Origin of the sequence: Marinimicrobium sp. ARAG 43.8 (assembly GCF_050113635.1) — a bacterium.
Taxonomy (GTDB): domain Bacteria; phylum Pseudomonadota; class Gammaproteobacteria; order Pseudomonadales; family Cellvibrionaceae; genus Marinimicrobium.
Genome location: NZ_JBNJLT010000001.1, coordinates 962623 through 979377, shown reverse-complemented (window position 1 = coordinate 979377; position 16755 = coordinate 962623). Strand labels below are relative to the sequence as shown.

At 56.6% G+C, this 16755-nt stretch carries 13 protein-coding genes; 7 read left to right on the top strand and 6 right to left on the bottom strand.

Annotation, left to right across the window (positions count from 1 at the left end; genetic code table 11):
• Positions 1-75: 75 nt before the first annotated feature.
• Positions 76-2892: a TonB-dependent receptor gene (locus ACQCLF_RS04060; RefSeq protein WP_426985006.1), complete on the bottom strand. Its 2817-nt coding sequence runs from the start codon at positions 2890-2892 to the stop codon at positions 76-78.
• A 303-nt stretch (positions 2893-3195) separates the two neighbouring features.
• Positions 3196-4872 carry an alpha-glucosidase gene (locus ACQCLF_RS04055; protein ID WP_426985005.1) on the bottom strand — a complete coding sequence of 559 codons (1677 nt, stop codon included), beginning with the start codon at positions 4870-4872 and terminating at the stop codon, positions 3196-3198.
• A gap of 316 nt (positions 4873-5188) precedes the next feature.
• Between ACQCLF_RS04055 and ACQCLF_RS04050 the strand changes: the two genes are divergently transcribed.
• Together ACQCLF_RS04050 and ACQCLF_RS04045 are read left to right on the top strand one after the other, a co-directional pair.
• Positions 5189-6694, top strand: coding sequence for an MFS transporter (locus ACQCLF_RS04050; protein ID WP_426985004.1), 1506 nt, complete (start codon positions 5189-5191; stop codon positions 6692-6694).
• On the top strand, positions 6691-8364 hold the full coding sequence (locus tag ACQCLF_RS04045; RefSeq protein ID WP_426985003.1) for an alpha-amylase family glycosyl hydrolase: 1674 nt from the start codon (positions 6691-6693) through the stop codon (positions 8362-8364). The genes ACQCLF_RS04050 and ACQCLF_RS04045 overlap by 4 nt, the downstream gene beginning before the upstream one ends.
• 38 nt (positions 8365-8402) lie before the next feature.
• Here ACQCLF_RS04045 and ACQCLF_RS04040 read toward each other — a convergent pair whose 3' ends face one another.
• The 4 genes from ACQCLF_RS04040 to ACQCLF_RS04025 all read right to left on the bottom strand — a co-directional run bounded on the left by ACQCLF_RS04040 (position 8403) and on the right by ACQCLF_RS04025 (position 12234).
• Positions 8403-9443, bottom strand: a complete 1041-nt coding sequence (locus ACQCLF_RS04040; RefSeq protein WP_426985002.1) for a LacI family DNA-binding transcriptional regulator — start codon at positions 9441-9443, stop codon at positions 8403-8405.
• Positions 9444-9618: 175 nt separating this feature from the next.
• On the bottom strand, positions 9619-10050 hold the full coding sequence (locus ACQCLF_RS04035) for a hypothetical protein (RefSeq protein ID WP_426985001.1): 432 nt from the start codon (positions 10048-10050) through the stop codon (positions 9619-9621).
• A 103-nt stretch (positions 10051-10153) separates the two neighbouring features.
• Positions 10154-10822, bottom strand: a complete 669-nt coding sequence (locus ACQCLF_RS04030) for a response regulator (protein ID WP_426985000.1) — start codon at positions 10820-10822, stop codon at positions 10154-10156.
• A gap of 2 nt (positions 10823-10824) precedes the next feature.
• On the bottom strand, positions 10825-12234 hold the full coding sequence (locus tag ACQCLF_RS04025) for an ATP-binding protein (protein WP_426984999.1): 1410 nt from the start codon (positions 12232-12234) through the stop codon (positions 10825-10827).
• Positions 12235-12438: 204 nt separating this feature from the next.
• Between ACQCLF_RS04025 and ACQCLF_RS04020 the strand changes: the two genes are divergently transcribed.
• The 5 genes from ACQCLF_RS04020 to ahpC all read left to right on the top strand — a co-directional run bounded on the left by ACQCLF_RS04020 (position 12439) and on the right by ahpC (position 16712).
• A complete protein-coding gene (locus ACQCLF_RS04020; protein WP_426984998.1) occupies positions 12439-12732 on the top strand; it encodes a YrhK family protein in 294 nt (97 codons plus the stop codon).
• A 31-nt stretch (positions 12733-12763) separates the two neighbouring features.
• A complete protein-coding gene (locus tag ACQCLF_RS04015) occupies positions 12764-13192 on the top strand; it encodes a hypothetical protein (protein ID WP_426984997.1) in 429 nt (142 codons plus the stop codon).
• Between the two features lie 107 nt (positions 13193-13299).
• A complete protein-coding gene (locus ACQCLF_RS04010) occupies positions 13300-15144 on the top strand; it encodes a copper resistance system multicopper oxidase (protein ID WP_426984996.1) in 1845 nt (614 codons plus the stop codon).
• A gap of 12 nt (positions 15145-15156) precedes the next feature.
• Positions 15157-15936, top strand: coding sequence for a copper resistance protein B (locus tag ACQCLF_RS04005; RefSeq protein WP_426984995.1), 780 nt, complete (start codon positions 15157-15159; stop codon positions 15934-15936).
• 209 nt (positions 15937-16145) lie between these two features.
• Positions 16146-16712 carry an alkyl hydroperoxide reductase subunit C gene (gene ahpC, locus ACQCLF_RS04000; protein WP_426984994.1) on the top strand — a complete coding sequence of 189 codons (567 nt, stop codon included), beginning with the start codon at positions 16146-16148 and terminating at the stop codon, positions 16710-16712.
• The last annotated feature ends 43 nt before the right edge of the window (positions 16713-16755 follow it).

Sequence of the window (16755 nt, the reverse complement as noted above, 5' to 3'; positions counted from 1 at the left end):
CGTTATTCTCGCGTTCAAACAAAAAAGCCCCCGCTACAGCGTTCACTATAGCAGGGGCTTGGGGTAGTGCTCGATTTAGAACTGGTAGTTCACGCCGAGCAGGTAGTTGGCTCCAAAGGTTTGATAAGACGTGATGCGGCGGGCATCAGCATCTTCGAATGCCACGGTGTCCTCGTCGGTGAGGTTCTGAGCTTGCAGGGTAATGCTCAGGCCATCGAGGGACTGGAAGCCGCCGGCACCGAAATCATAGCCGATCTGTGCGTCCCAGAGTTCTTCGCCCTGACGCATTTGTTGCTCAAGCGCCAGGCTTACGCCTCGGCCTTCGCTCAGGAACTCGTCGCGCTTCCGGCCACTGATACGGAACTCGAAACCGTTCTTCTCGTAGTAGAACGTCAGCTGGTAGATTTCTTCCGACAGTCCAGGGATACGCAGCATTTCACCGTCGTTATCAATGTTGCCATCCAGGAAGGTTGCGCTGGCGATTACACCAAAGCCATCGAGCAGTTCACTGAACGTATAGAATGGCAGGCTGCCTTGAAGCTCCAGACCTTCCACCTTGCCTTTGCCCAGCTCGGCCAGTTCGCTGGATGGACCCGTGTAGGACTGGAAGTCCACACCGCCATTATCGTGATAGCCCGGAATAAAGTAAGGCGTAAAGTCCATCTCCACTTCACGGGACAAGTGCCAGTTCAGAAGATCCTTGTAGAACCAGGTTGCCGCCACATAACCATCGTTGGTGAAGTAGTACTCATAGGACAAGTCCATTTGAATCGCTTCCAGAGGGCGCAATTCAGGGTTGCCGCCATTGGCGTTCCAGGCACTGAACTCGGGATCGGTACTTTCGCGACGGGTATCGTCGAAGTTAAAACCAATCGTCGTGTTTGCACGCATGTCATCCATACGGGCACGGGACAAGGTCTTGGACGTGGCGAAACGTACGACCTGATTGTCCGTCAACTGGAAGTTGAGGTTCAGGCTGGGCAGCAATTTTACGTAGTCTGCACCGCCGGAAACCGCGACAGTTTGCACCTGCGCCAGCCCGGTATCCTCGTTAACCCCGGGTTGAGAGCGAAAGCCCTCGGAGCTTTGATCGGTGTCGACGATTTGCAAACCGAAATTGCCCGACAGAATGCCCGTTTCGAAGTCTGCTTTAGCGTAGGCGGTGAGCACTTCTTCGGTGACGCTGTAAGTGTCTCCCAAACGATCAGTTTCAAACTCGGTGGCATCAACTTCCGTGTAGAAACCGTCGCGATACATGCCGACACCGTCGTAGGCCACCATGCCGCCGAGACCAAGGAAGCTCAAGTCAGTGGTGCCCACATAATAAGGTTGCAATGAAGCGTCGGTGAACGCCAGTGCGGTCTGGTCTTCATAGGCCAGGTTTGCATCAAAGCCCGGGGCAACGAGGAAAGCGCCATAGTTGATCTTGCTTTTGGTGCGGTCAGAGTAATTCAGGCCGAACTCCACGCTTTGCAGGAAATCGCCGTTAATGGCGGCGGTGGCTGATAGCCGCAAAGTGTCCAACTCTTCCTCGAAGCTCGGGTAGTTCACAAAACCATCCTGGGCGTTGTCGTATCCTCCCATACGCTGAGCAATAGCGCCGCCCCAGTTTTGTGGACCAGCCAGCCGAATGACGGCGGGGTCGGTATAGTCGGGCATGTCAATACTGGAATGCGGGCCGAACATGACCCCTTCCGGAGAGACTTGTTGCCAGGAGCGAGCGGCGGCGGCACCTTGTTGCGTAGTGCCGGCGCGACCGGTGCCCGAGTAGCTTTCGATGTTGACCAGGTCTTTGGTGGATTCGCTGGTGGCGATATCCAGTTCGGCACTCCAGGTGTCGTTGATGCGATAGGCAGCGTTGAAACCAAAGGTGGACAGCTCCCCATCTTTTTCTTCGCCGTCGTTACGAATGACGCTATGGAAACCGTTGAACTCACCATTCACCACCAGCCCATCGACCACGTCGCCGGGCGTATAGGCGGCACCGCTCCAGATTGGCCCACCTTCTTCAAAGCCGCGAAACACTTTGGATTCAAGAAAATCGATGTACAGTGCATCGACGGTGAGGGTCAGGTCCTGATTCGGTTCCCATTGGAAGACACCGGAAATGGTGTCGCGCTCCATGGTCGCCGAGCGCACATAGGAGTCGTGTCCACCAAAAATAAAGTCGCCGTTGTCGTCAATTTGCGGGTAACCCCAGATGCGCACATTCTCTTCCTGACTGGGGGATTCCATAGTGGCCAGGCTCAGGGCCAGTCCCATGGTGTCATTGGCGAAAGTGTCCGAATACGTGAAGGCGAGGCGGTGGCCAGTGTCATCGTAATCCGGGTTGGCAGACTCCATGCCGTTCAGTTCATAGCTTCCGTTGAAGCTAATGATGCGCTCATTTTCCAGGGGGCGCAGGGTGCGCAGATCAACAACGCCACCGAGGCCCTGGTTGATCAGACTGGCGTCTGGCGTTTTGTAAACGACCGCACCGGAAATAATTTCAGAGGGGTATAGATCATATTCTACGCCGCGGTTGTCACCGATACCCAGCAATTCCCGACCGTTCATCGTGGTGGCCACATAATCTTCATTGAAGCCGCGCACTGAAATCCCACTGGTGCGACCGTTGACGCGCTCACCAGCAAGCCCCGGCAGTCGTGCCAATGATTCGGCGATGCTGGTGTCGGGCAGTTTGCCGATATCCTCGGGAGAAATGGCCTCAACAATTGAGGATGAATTTTCCTTGATGGCCATGGAGTTAATCAGGCTGCGACGGATACCGGTCACGACCACCTCTTCCAATGCGCCGACTTGTGTGTCCTGAGCATAGGTGGGTACAGCGGTGAGGCCCGCGGCGAGGCATCCAATCACGGAAGGTAGAATGAGCTTTCTGGTATTTATCATCTGTTAATCCCCTTTCATAGGTTATTATGGTTTCGATTCTGGCCGCAGCTTACTGCGCTGCGGTGGTTCCGATCTTTCACCACCTGGCATTCACTTCCTAGTATTCACCTCCTGAGAGTGTCGTGACGGTGATGATCGGATAATTTGCAGTAGCCATTTCGTTTTCGTTCGGCCGCTCCTCTGCTTGATTTCAGGCTATCCCATACCCTGGGGAGCGGCAATTCATTGCATACGTATTCAATCGCCTTTTTCGAGGATGGACTTCTGAATACGTATGCAAAGCGTTCAGAAATTTCACCGAAATCAGCGAGTAATCACCTGAAAATACCCGGCGCCGAGAGCGGGCAGGGAGATTTCGTTCCCCTGGGCTTCGGCTCCTTCAAAGCCGTGGCCGTGCATCGTTTGTAGGGAGACATCTCCCGGTACGGTGAGAGCGGCACGCTGGTCGGTAAAATTCAGCGCGACCCAAAGTGTCTGCTCTGAGTGCTTGCGCTCAAACAGCAGTTGCCCCTCTGGTGTGGGGATAAACCGGATATCGCCGGTTTGCAGGGCGGGCTGTTGCTTGCGCCAATGCACAAAAGTCCGGTAATGGTTGAGCACTGATGTGCTCTCCTGCTCCTGCAGGCTGACCGCAATATGACGATGCTCCTCGGGAACGGGAAGCCAGGTGTGTTCACTGTCAGAGAAGCCGGCCTGGGCGTCCGAAGCGTTCCACGGCATGGGGGTACGACACCCGTCACGGCCTTTGAAGCGCGGCCAGAATGCAATGCCGTAAGGATCCTGCAGTGCCTCTTTGGGGAGGTTGGCCTCGGTCATCCCGAGTTCTTCTCCCTGATAGCTGCACACACTCCCTCGAAGGGAGAGCAGCATGGTGTTAAACAATTTGGCGAGCGCAGGAGAGGCGGCAGCGCCTCCCCAGCGAGACATGACGCGTGCCACATCGTGGTTGCCAATGGACCAACAGGGCCAGCCCTCGCTCAACCGGTGCTCGAGTGTCTCTACGGTCTCGCGCAGATAATCGGTGGAAAACGTATCGACCAGAAGCTCGAAACTGTAGGTGGTGTGTAAGCGCTGTCCCTTTGTATATTCCGCCATGGTGGCGAGCGAGTCTTCCGAGGAAATCTCACCCAGTGTGACGGACCCCGGGTAGCGGTCCATCAGGGCACGCAAAGACTCCAGAAAGGAGAGGTTTTCCGGCCGGTCATTATTGAAGTAGTGATATTGAAAGGCGTAAGGGTTGTCTTCACTGAACCCTCGTCCTTTACGTTCCGCTTTCGGCTTGGCGGGGTTGTCCCGTAGTTCTTGGTCGTGGAAACAGAAAGTGATGGCGTCCAGGCGCAAGCCGTCGACACCGCGTTTCAACCAGAACTCTACCTCGTCCAAAATGGCTTGGCGCACCGCAGGATTGTGAAAATTAAGGTCCGGCTGGCTTTTCAGAAAATTGTGCAAGTAGTATTGCTCGCGGCGTGCTTCCCACTCCCAGGCACAACCCCCAAAGATTGATAACCAGTTGTTCGGCGGTGTGCCATCTTCACGAGGGTCGGCCCACACATACCAGTCGGCCTTGGCGTTGTCGCGGCTTTGGCGACTTTCTTCGAACCAGGCGTGCTGGTCGGAGGTGTGGCTCAGTACCTGGTCAATAATGATTTTAATATTGCGTTCGTGTGCCCGCTCAATGAGTCGGTCAAAGTCGGCAAGGCTGCCGAAAATCGGATCAATGGAACGGTAGTCGCTGATGTCGTAACCGAAGTCTTTCATCGGCGACTTGAAGAACGGAGACACCCAGATGGCGTCCACGCCAAGGCTGGCGATATAATCCAGCTTGTCGATAATGCCCGGAATGTCACCAATGCCATCGGCGTTGCTGTCACATAAACTGCGAGGGTACACCTGATAGATAACCGCGCCGCGCCACCAGGGAGTGTCATTGAGAGTAGCGGTATTGGAAGAATGGGCGCTGAAAGAGTGGGTCGAGCACATATCGAAAGGCCTTGAAGCGTTATTGTCTTGGTAATACGTTCGGTAAGTACCGGCGGTTTTCATGTTGAAATTAATATACGCCAGCGCTGGAATGACCAGCAACCGGCTACATACGTATGCATAAGGTGAATGATTGCCACAAAGGGCTTTTCGTATAAAAAATGGTCATGAATACGTATGCAGCGGCTTGCCGTAGAAGAGGCGCTTGCTTACTTTGTCTCCCGCAGAACTTGATGTTCTTGATGGCCAGACGTCCTTCTCTGGCAGGAACATGCTAAGCTGGAACTTTCCCTATAATCGATAACAAGTGGTCAAGATGAAACAGCAACCCCCATTGAGTTTTTGGCAAATCTGGAACATGAGTTTCGGGTTTTTGGGAATTCAGTTCGGCTTCGCCCTGCAGAACGCCAATGTCAGCCGCATCTTTCAGACGTTGGGCGCGCCCATTGATAACCTCGCGTTCCTTTGGCTCGCCGCACCGGTAACGGGGCTTCTGGTGCAGCCGGTGATTGGCTACCTGAGTGACCGAACATGGAATCGACTGGGTCGCAGGCGCCCCTACTTCCTTTTCGGTGCGATCGCGGCGAGCCTGGCGCTGCTTTATATGCCGCACTCGCCAGCGCTCTGGGTTGCAGCGGGCATGCTGTGGATTCTGGACGCCTCCATCAATATTTCCATGGAGCCCTTTCGGGCGTTTGTCGGCGATATGTTGCCGGAGAAACAACGCACTAAAGGCTTTGCGATGCAGAGCTTTTTTATTGGCGTGGGTGCCATTGTGGCGTCGTTTATGCCCTGGATCATGACCAACTGGATGGGCATCAGTAACACCGCTGCCCCCGGGCTAGTGCCTGATTCGGTGATCTATGCGTTTTGGATCGGTGGTGTGATTTTGCTGCTGGCCGTACTCTGGACCGTGCTGACCACCAAAGAATACAGCCCCGAGCAAATGGCGGCGTTCGAGCAGTTTCAGCAGGCGCAAAAGCAAAATGCCCCGCCCCGAGTAAACCGAAGCCTGTCGGCCTATATAAACTGGGGTGCGGTCTTTATCGCTATCGGTGTGGTGATCGCACTGTGTGTGGTATTGCTCGATTTTGAAAAGGAAATCATGGTGTTGGCCGGGCTGTCAGGGGCCGTGGGTTTACTGCAGTGGGCTGCCGGCTGGTTGCAGCACCGTGGTCGAACCGAGAACGGCCTCTATCAGGTAGCGCACGATCTTTTCCACATGCCAAAAACCATGGCGCAATTGGCGGTGGTACAGTTTTTCTCCTGGTTCGCGCTGTTTTCTCTGTGGATTTATGCCACCAGCGCAGTGACCAGTTTCCATTATGGCGCACTCGATACCACCTCTAAAGCGTACAACGATGGCGCTGACTGGGTGGGCGTACTGTTTGGTGTCTACAACGGTTTTGCAGCCCTGGCAGCGGTGGTTATTCCCTGGCTGGCGAAAAAGACCAGTCGCAAAGGTGCCCATATGATCAACTTATGCCTGGGTGCGGTAGGGCTGATTTCCTTTGTGCTGATTCGCGATCCACTGTGGCTATTGGCTTCAATGGTGGGGATAGGTTTCGCCTGGGCGTCCATCCTTTCCATGCCCTACGCCATTCTTTCCTGCTCGCTGCCTGTACACAAAATGGGTGTGTACATGGGAATTTTCAATTTCTTTATTGTCATTCCACAAATTGTAGCAGGCAGCTTGTTGGGATTGATTCTGACTCATCTGTTTGATGGGCAGGCGATTTATCTGTTGGTGGCCGGGGGCGTTTCTTTCCTGATTGCGGCGGTGGCCACATTGCTGGTTGACGATGAAGGGGCTGTAAAATGAACATACTGCGACGGACGTTTGGTTTGGTGGGCATGGCGCTGTTACTCAATGCCTGCGCTAATTCACCGGAGACGACTTCAACGGCTCATTATTACGGCACCCAGGAGCCGTTTGCCGAAGAGGCCATCTACTTTCTGTTGACCGATCGGTTTGTGGATGGCGACCCTTCCAACAATCACGAAAATCAGGGCGGTGCGTTTCCGACCTTTGATCGGCCCATGTATGGTCGGGGAGAGGATCAAGTAGCGAATGTCGGTTACATGGGCGGTGATTTTCAGGGCATCTTGGATAATGCCGATTACCTGGCGGACCTGGGCGTTACGGCGCTGTGGATCTCACCCATTGTCGATAACCCCAACCAGTCGTTCAGCGGGGGCGATCCGGTAGGGTTTGCTCAGCCGGGCGATGGTGGGAAAACCGGTTTTCACGGCTACTGGGGAACCAATTTCTATCGAGTGGACGAACACTGGGAATCCGATGGGTTACGTTTCTCTGACCTGACGCAGCGATTGCGGGATGAGTACGATCTGAAACTGGTGCTGGACATTGTTGCCAACCACAGCTCACCGGCTTACTCCATGCCGGAAGATCAGCCCATGTTTGGCGAGGTGTATGGCCCGGATGGCGAGCGTGTGGCGGACCATAAAAACCGCGAACCGGAAAACCTCGACCCGAACGACCCGTTGCAGGCCTTCTACGAGCAGGAAAAGGATCTGGCGCAGTTGGGCAAGTTTGATGCGAATAACCCGGCGGTCATGGATTACGTGGTCGGCGCCTATCTGCAATGGATCGATCAGGGCGCGGCGGCGTTCCGCATTGATACGTTGCGACATAAACCCCACGCCTTCTGGAAAACCTTTGCCGAACGTATCCGTGAGCAGCACCCGGACTTCTTTATGTTCGGTGAAAGCTTTGTGTTTGACGCGGAGTTTCTGGGCGAGCACACCCGTCCGGAACACGGTGGCCTGAGTGTACTGGACTTTCCAGCTCAGCGTGCATTGACCGGGGTGTTTGAAAATCCAGCCAGTGACTATGCCGACATACTGAGCTACCTGCATTTGAAAAACGGCCCTTATCACAACCCTTACGAACTGGTAACTTTTTACGAGAATCACGATATCCGGCGTATGAACGGCGACGCTCAGGCGTTTATCAACGCCAACAACTGGCTGTTCACCGCCCGGGGGATTCCTGCGATTTATTACGGTTCGGAAATTGGCTTTATGCCGGGAACGAAAGAACATGAAGGCAACCGAAATTACTTCGGAGAAGAGGGAATTGAGCGCGCCCGTCATCACGACATTGCGCAGAACCTCAAGCGCATTGCGCATATTCGTCAAGGCTCAGTAGCGTTACAAAAAGGGTTGCAGGTCAATCTGGATTTCGAAGGTCAAACAGCCGCGTTCCTGCGGGTCTATCAGGATGACGAGCAGGCGCAAACCGCATTGGTCTTGCTAAATAAGGGAAATACTCCAGCAACCATGACGGTAGACCGCTGGTTGAATCGGGGCGACTGGAAAGACGAGACAACCGGTGACATTCATTCGGTGAAGCGCGAGGTTTCACTGGAGGTGCCGGCGTATGGGGTCCGGGTGTTAACGTTTGAAGGACGAGTGAACAACGAGGATCTGGTGGAGAGGCTCGACGAGTTGCAGCAGTCGGTGCCGTAGAGGGCCGGTCCCTGTCCCTGGGGGGGGTAGCCGGGTCGTTAATTTTCTTTCGTGGGGCTTCCACACGAACCCCGCACAATCAGGTCGGTGGGCAACAAAAAGGATTCCGGTTGCTCGCCGTCGAGCATTTTTAGCAGGTTGTCCACGAGCAGCTCACCCGCCAGGCGGGTGTTTTGCTGGACGGTAGTCAGTGGCGGGTGCGTGTAGCTGGCCGCCGGAATATCATCAAAGCCAATTACAGCGACATCTTCCGGTACGGTTTTACCGAGCGCTTCAAGGCCCTGGATAGCGCCGATGGCGATCAAATCGCTGGCTCCGAAGACCGCATCGAACATGACGCCTCGTTCACTCAGCGTCTCTATTCCCGCCCGTCCCTCTCTCTCTGAAGTTTCGGCGTTAACCTGCAAGCCGGGATCGACGTCGAGACCATGCTCTGAAAGCGCTTGCGCATAGCCTTCGTAACGTCGCTTGAACTCGGGCGCGTGTTCACTGGCATTGCCGATAAACGCGATACGGCGGTGGCCAAGTGTCAACAAATGCTGCGTCGCTTTGTAGGCGCCCTGGTAATTGTCGCAGCCAATGGACATCCCGGGCTGGCCCGGCAACACCGGTCCGAACGTAATGTAGTGCGCCCCCACTTCATTAAGCTGAATCAGCTTTTCCACGTAGGTCACGTAATCGCCATAACCGAGAAAAATAATGCCGTCGGCGCGATGCGCATCTTCAAAGTCCGCATGCCAGTCGTCACTCATCTGCTGAAACGACACCAGCAGGTCGTATTGGCGGTTGGCGCAGGCCCGCGTGATACTGCCGAGCATGGATAAGAAAAAGGGGTTGATCATGGAGTCGCCAATCCCCTGGTCTTCACACAGCAGCAGGGCGATCGTGCGCGTTTGTTTGGAGCGAAGATTGCGAGCGTTCTTGTCGACTTTGTAATTCAGTTCCTGGGCGATGGCCTGGATGCGGTGACGCGTGGCTTCATTCACCAGAGGACTGTCACGCAGTGCGCGGGACACCGTGGACTGGGACACGCCGGCCCGGTAGGCGATATCAAACGAAGTGGGCTTGTCGTCTTTCATACCTCGGTGATCCCGGGCCTCGGGGCCGCTGTTGTTATGCGTTTATTCCAGGAAATCGTCAACGGATCGTCGCCGTTGGGATATTGGGAATATACCACAGTGATCGAGCCTGACGCACCTGCCAGGCGCGACCACTGTTAGGGCATTTTACCAGAGGCCGAAATACAAGAGGATCTTACGGTTGGTCACTTTCTCGCTCGCCGAGAGGGCGCTCATCTCCATGCGCTTGCCCGCGCTTGTGCCACCGGTGTGGGCGCGGCCGGTGGGCGTCCAGGTAGGTCAGCAGGTCCTCTACCTGCTCGTCGGTCATCACGGTATTCAGCCGTTCGGCCAGCTCAGCGCGGTGCGTCTCCCGCCGGGCTTTCATTGTCTCCCGGTCCGGGCGAGCGTCGCCGCTTTGGCGGCGGGCCTGAATGTCCTGGCGGCGTTGCTCCATCGTGCTCTTCATAATGTCGAGCGTCTGGGTGCGCTGTTCGTCGGTCAGTTGCAGTTCGTTGAAGATGTAGTCCAGCCGGTGTGCTCGCGGTTCGTTACGATCTTCGGCCCAGGCCGGAGTGGAGAGCAGCGCACTGGTGAGTGTGGCAATCAGCAATCGGTGTTTGATCATGGGTATTTCTCCTCGTGAGAGCGGGGCCTTTGACGAGTAATCGGCTCCCTTCAAGGAGTAGAATGCGCCCGGAACGCGCAGGGAATACGGAGAAAATAAGGATTTATTCGAATTTGTAACCAGCGCCATACACCGAGCGCACAAAGTCCTGCTCCGGGTCCAGTTCCTGCAGTTTGCGGCGCAGGTTTTTAATATGGCTGTCGATGGTGCGGTCGCTGACCATGCGTCGGTCCGGGTAAATGGCATCCATTAACTGGTCCCGGGACAGGATGTGTCCCGGTCGCTCCATCAGTGCCTGGAGCAATCGCATTTCCACCGCTGTCAGTTCTACCCGTTGTTCGCCCAGTAACAGTCGGTTGCCCTGCCAGTGAAAGCGTTGTTCCGGTTGTGACTCCAAAGTGGTGGTCTGCGCAAGGCTCCGCCGTAGTACCGCCTTGACGCGGGCGGCGACTTCTCGGGGGCTGTACGGTTTGCAAATGTAGTCATCAGCGCCGAGCTCAAGGCCAATCAGGCGGTCGACTTCCTCAACGCGGGCGGTGGTCATGATGATGGGCAGATTTGAGCGCTGGCGAATGTGGCGACACAGCGTAAGACCGTCCATGCCCGGTAACATCAGGTCCAGCAGCACCAGATCGGGCGTTTCGGTGTTCAGCCAGTGGGCGGCGTCATCACCGCGTTCAAACTGCACGGTTTCGTAACCGTCACGCTCCAGATACTGGGTGAGCACACGGGCCAGTTTGAGTTCGTCTTCTACAATCAGTATGCGGGGCATGGTCATATCGCCTGGTTGCTTTTAACGGTGGATGCCGGGAAGTGGATAACCAGTTGTAAACCGCCCCACTCGGAGGTGTTGGCAACGATGGTGCCACCGTGTGCGGTCACCACATTGTGCGCAATGGCGAGCCCGATCCCGGAGCCACCGGTGGCCCGGCTGCGAGAGTGCTCGCTTCGGTACAGGCGTTCGAACAGCCGCGGGAGGTCGCTCTCTGGTACGCCGGGTGCGGAATCGGACCAGAGCAACTGCCAGCTGTCGCCGTGACGCTGCAAGGTAATGTGCACCCGTCCGGGGCTGTCGGCGTCGCCTTGCGTGTAGCGCAAGCTGTTGTGCATCAGGTTCGTCAACAACTGGGTGAGACGCTTGGCGTCGCCTTCAATGAAGGCAGGCTCAGAGGGAGCCTCCCAGTGCAGCTTCAGATGAGCCTGGCGCAGGGCGGATTGGCACTGAGCACACACTCGCTCAATCAGCTCCGACAGGTTGACCGGTGCCATTTGGTAACTTAACGCCCCCGCATCGGACAACGACAGCTCGTGCAGGTCATCGATCAAGCTGCCCAGGCGCCGGATTTCCTGATACAGAGACTCCAGGGTATCGGAGGTCACCGCGCTGATGCCGTCCTGAATGGCTTCCAATTCAGCCCGCAAAACCGCCACCGGCGTGCGCAGCTCGTGGGAAATATCGGCAATCCAGCACTGACGTGCCTTGAGGTTAGCCTCCAGGCGTTCGGCAAGCCGGTTAAAGTCCGAGGCCAGATCACCGAGTTCATCCGAGCGTTGATCCTCCAGGCGCAGATTGTAGTGCCCATCGGCCAACTGCCGGGTGGCGCGGCCCAGCCGGCGAATCGGGGTGACCAGCGCGTGGGCAAACGGAATAGCGATGACCGCACTTAACAGTAAGGCCACCAGCGCGATCCAGAGGAAGTGACGACGTTGCTGCTCGGCGAATACCTCGTCGAACTCGGCGGTGAGCCGCAGGCTGGACGGCACTCCCAGGCTGCCGATCACCTGGCCGTCGACCTCAATGGGAAGCCAGGTGGTACGGCGCTCGGCGCGAGGGTCTCCCCACAGCAGCGTGCCGGTGGCATCGCGCAGCTGAAAGATCCGGTACAGGCGTCGGTGCTCGGGCCGGGGGCGCGGCTCGCGCGCATGGCGCGGTGACAGGAAGCGCTCGTTCAAGGCGCGCCAGAGGTCGGGGTGATCTTCGATCCAGCCCCAATTCCCCTCGCGTTGGTACTCATCGGCCAGAGCGTCGAGCAGCGGCGCCAGCCGCCGTGACTGCACTTGACTCAGGTAAGTGTCGAAACTGGTGCTGAACGCCCGGGTGTTGGCATAGAGCATGGCCGCCGCCAGCAACACATTGGCGAGCAATATAATGAAAAAGACTTTATAGCGAAGGCTCAGGCGCATATTTCAAGGAAAATTCAGGCGTTAACGGTATAGCCGACGTCATACTCTAACGCAATTTTATGCACACAATATGGATTTAGTGTGGTAGCAGGCGCCAAAGTGAGGGCGTATAGTGGTCGGTATACTCTCGTTACCGCCAGTGTGTAAGCCATGACTCATGGTGCGCCGGGAAGATGGCGAGCAGCAACAAGATGCGAGTTCATTATGGAGCCCACCCCGACAAACCGTAAGCGGAATCTCGATAACCCGCTGACGTTCACTTTTGGTCACGAGCAACTGATTATTCGTCGGCGATACGAAGTGCTCAGTATCCTGAACGATTTCATGATTGCCCTTTGGTTTCTGGTGGGGAGCGTGCTGTTCTTGTTTCCCTCGGAGGAAGCGGCCGCGATCTGGCTGTTTATTATCGGGAGCTTCCAATTCTTTGTGCGGCCCTGCCTGCGCCTGGCGGCGCACATCCATCTGCGACGCATGCCGGAGAGTGAGTGGCAGCGTTGATTCTCGCTTGAGCATTCTTTACGATGCTTTTATGAACGTCATAAACGCCGCAAGGGTAAAGCCCGTCGCTGTACTGCTTTTGCTTTGGCTGCTCTGCTATCAGGCCGTGGCGGTAGCGGGTGCCTGGCCGTTTGCTTCAGGTAACCACAGCGGGCCGGAAGCGGGTTCAGCCTGTCACGAGGCGGGCTCGCAGGCCTTGTCGACGAACCGATCGGTTACCAATGCCTCTCATGGGGCCATGCACGACAGCCACGAGGGGCACTCTGACGATGCAGCCGCGCAAGCGGGTGACTGCTGCCACCTGGGGTGTGGTTGTTGCGTGATGGGATGCCACTCTCTGGCCTCGCCAGTATTAACCCGCTTACTTGCGCCCGGCTCGCTCCCCTTGCTCGCCAAGGAATCACCTGCCGTGCCGGAAGGGCCTGCCAATACCCCTTATCGACCTCCTATCCTGACGTAGTTCTCCCCGCCCCCCTGTTTTCTTTACTGGATCGTCCGTGGTTATGCCGTGTCCCGGCCTGACGGCGCGACGGTATACGTTATACAGGTATACCTGGAGATTGCGTTATGGCACCTGTTAAACAGCCGGCTCGTCGCCGGTTTATTCAAACGTTGGCTGGCGCTGCGGGCTCGGTCGCCCTGGCCGGGATGATGCCCGGCTGGGCCAGCCCCCAGGGCCGGACTTCCCCGGTACAAGCTAATTCTGGTGAACCCAAGCTCGGTGAACCTAAGCCCGGTGAATCGATGGAGTTACATATTCGTCGTGAGTCCCTGGATATTGGTGGCCGGCTCGGCCAACCCGTCACCATTAATGGCACCATGCCCGGCCCTCTGCTTCGTTGGAAAGAGGGCGAGCGAGCCAGGATTGATGTTATCAACCACATGAAGGAAGACACGTCCATTCACTGGCACGGTATTTTGCTGCCGGCGAATATGGACGGTGTGCCAGGGCTCAGTTTTGCCGGCATCAAGCCGGGCGAGACGTTTCGGTACGAATTTGATTTACGGCAAAGCGGTACCTACTGGTACCACAGCCATTCCGGCTTGCAGGAGCAGATCGGGCACCTGGGGCCGTTGATCATCGACCCGCCTGACGGCGATATCGGGGCCGACCGCGAGCATGTCATCCTGCTCAGTGACTGGACCTTTGAGAATCCCCATACAGTGTATCGTCGCCTGAAAGTGGCGGAGGGTTACTACAACCACCAGCAGCGTACCCTTGGCGATACGTTAAAAGATGTGCGTGAACAGGGGCTGGCCGAAACCTGGAAAAGCCGCGCCATGTGGAACCGGATGCGAATGAGCGCCCGCGACCTGCTGGATGTCACCGGTTCGACCTACACCTACCTGATGAACGGGCGCGACAGCAGTGCCAACTGGACGGCCCTGTACCAACCGGGAGAGTCCATCCGGCTGCGCATTATTAATGGTTCCGCCATGACTTATTTCGACGTCAGGATTCCCGGGCTGGAAATGATCGTGGTCGCGGCAGATGGCCAGCCGGTCAAGCCGGTTGCCGTGGAGGAATTCCGTATTGGTGTGGCGGAAACCTACGATGTCATTGTGCGCCCAAATGATGCGCGCGCTTATACCCTGTTAGCCGAAAGCATGGACCGGAGCGGCTACGTGCGCGGCACACTGGCCACGGCGCCAGGGCAGGAAGCGGCAATCCCTGAACGACGGCCGGTCCCGGAGCGGGGCATGGCCGCCATGGGAATGGGGCATGGCATGGAACACGAAATGCCAGGCCACTCAATGCAGGGAGCGGCGGGGGCCGCCATGTCGATGGAGACGGGCGAGCACAGTGGCCATCACAGCGCTCATCAACATCCCGGCCATGCTCATGATGAGCGGTCTGAACCGGATAAGGTGCGCCCCACTGCGCCCGCCTTTGATATACAGCACGGGCCAAAGGGGCATGGGACGGGTGCCGCCATGGTCGCCATGCACCCGGTCAGTCGCCTGAACGAACCGGGCGTCGGGCTGGAGCAGGTGGAGCACCGTGTGCTGGTCTATGGCGATTTGCAGGGCGCTCACCCTTGGCCTGACCAGCGCGAGCCGACGCGCACAATTGAGCTGCATCTGACCGGCAATATGGAGCGCTACATGTGGTCGTTTGATGGCAAGACCTTCTACGAAGTGGAAGGGCCTTTGCGGTTTGAATATGGAGAGCGGCTGCGCCTGGTCATGGTCAATGACACCATGATGGACCACCCCATCCACCTGCACGGTATGTGGATGGAGTTGGAGAATGGTCACCATCCACGCCCGCGTAAGCACACCCTCAGCCTGAAACCGAACGAGGTGGTGTCGGTGCAGATCAGCGCCGATGCACCTGGGCGGTGGGCGTTTCATTGTCATTTGCTGTATCACATGAAAGCCGGAATGTTCCGGGTGGTTGAAGTGGCCTGAGGAGGTGCTGTTATGTCGAAAATGAAACGATGGATAGCTGTCGGGCTGCCCGTAGCCGGAATATTCGTGCTGACCATGCCCGCTGTGGCTGCCCCTTCTGACGATAGGCAACCGGAGGAAAAGTGGCCAGAGCCGATGGCTGCTCACCCGACCGGACAGGTGTTGTTTGACCGACTGGAGTTCTCTCACACCGACCGGGACGAATCGTCCGTGGCCTGGGATATGCTCGCCTGGTATGGCGGGGACCGGAACCGACTGTACCTTAAAAGCGAAGGGGAAAATCGCCTGGACGATGGTAAGCCCAGTGATCTACATAGCCTTGAGGTATTGGGCAGCCGTCTGGTGTCGCCATTCTGGGAGCTACAGGCGGGGCTAGGCACGGCTGGTTCAACGGCCTCGGGTGCCGATCGGGAGAATTATGTGGTGCTGAGCCTGTTTGGCACTGCGCCCTACCGGTTTGAAATGGACAACGCCTTGCGGATTAACGAGGACGGCGATGTGTCGTTCAGCCTGGAGGCCGAATATGACCTGCGGTTGACCCAGATATCCTACTTGCAGCCGCGCCTGGAAGTCTCAGGAGCGCTGACGGAAGCCGAGGACTTTGATCGACCCCGAGGTATTAACCAACTGCGACTGGGGGTGCGTTACCGCTATGAACTTTCCCGTGAATTTGCTCCATACCTGGGGGTCTACTGGAGCCGGTCGCTGGGTCAGAAGGCCGACTGGCTGCGGGGGGCGGGAGAGGACGTAACGGAGACGGGCGTGGTCGTTGGCGTGCGATTCTGGCTGTAGCGGGCTTTAGTGGTCTTGGCGGTTGAGCGGGGCTGGAGCCGGTCCCGCCCGGCCTTTTAATATCTTGTTTCGTATCAATCGGATTTTCTTGATAGTTAAAATCAATAAATGCCATCGATATATAAAATTTCTATCAGTAGGTGATTTTTAATAGTATTTAAATCGTTAACTGACCCAGACATCAACTGGCTAACGAGGAGCTACTATTTATGTCTCGCTATATTGAATCCGAACTGAAACCTTTCAATGCCCAGGCTTACCACAATGGTGAGTTCGTACCGGTATCCGACAGTGACGTAAAAGGGAAATGGGCCGTCTTTTTCTTCTATCCGGCGGATTTCACCTTCGTCTGTCCGACCGAGCTGGGTGATCTGGCCGATAACTACGCGGAGTTCCAAAAACTGGGGGTTGAAATCTACTCGGTTTCCACGGATACGCACTTTACCCACAAGGCCTGGCACGACTCGTCCGAAACCATCGGCAAGATCCAGTTCCCGATGATTGGCGATCCCACCGGGCGTATCACGCGAAACTTTAACGTGATGATTGAAGAGGAAGGCATTGCGGATCGCGGTACTTTCGTCATCGATCCGGAAGGTCGTATCCAGATTGTGGAGATCACCGCTGGCGGTATTGGTCGCGATGCGCAAGAGCTGCTGCGCAAAATCAAGGCGGCCCAGTACATCGCGGCTCACCCGGGCGAAGTTTGCCCCGCCAAATGGAAAGAAGGTGAGGAAACCCTGGCGCCGTCATTGGATCTGGTCGGCAAGATCTAAGCCTTCCCCCACTTTGAGGCCCGCTACGGCGGGCCCTCGCTGA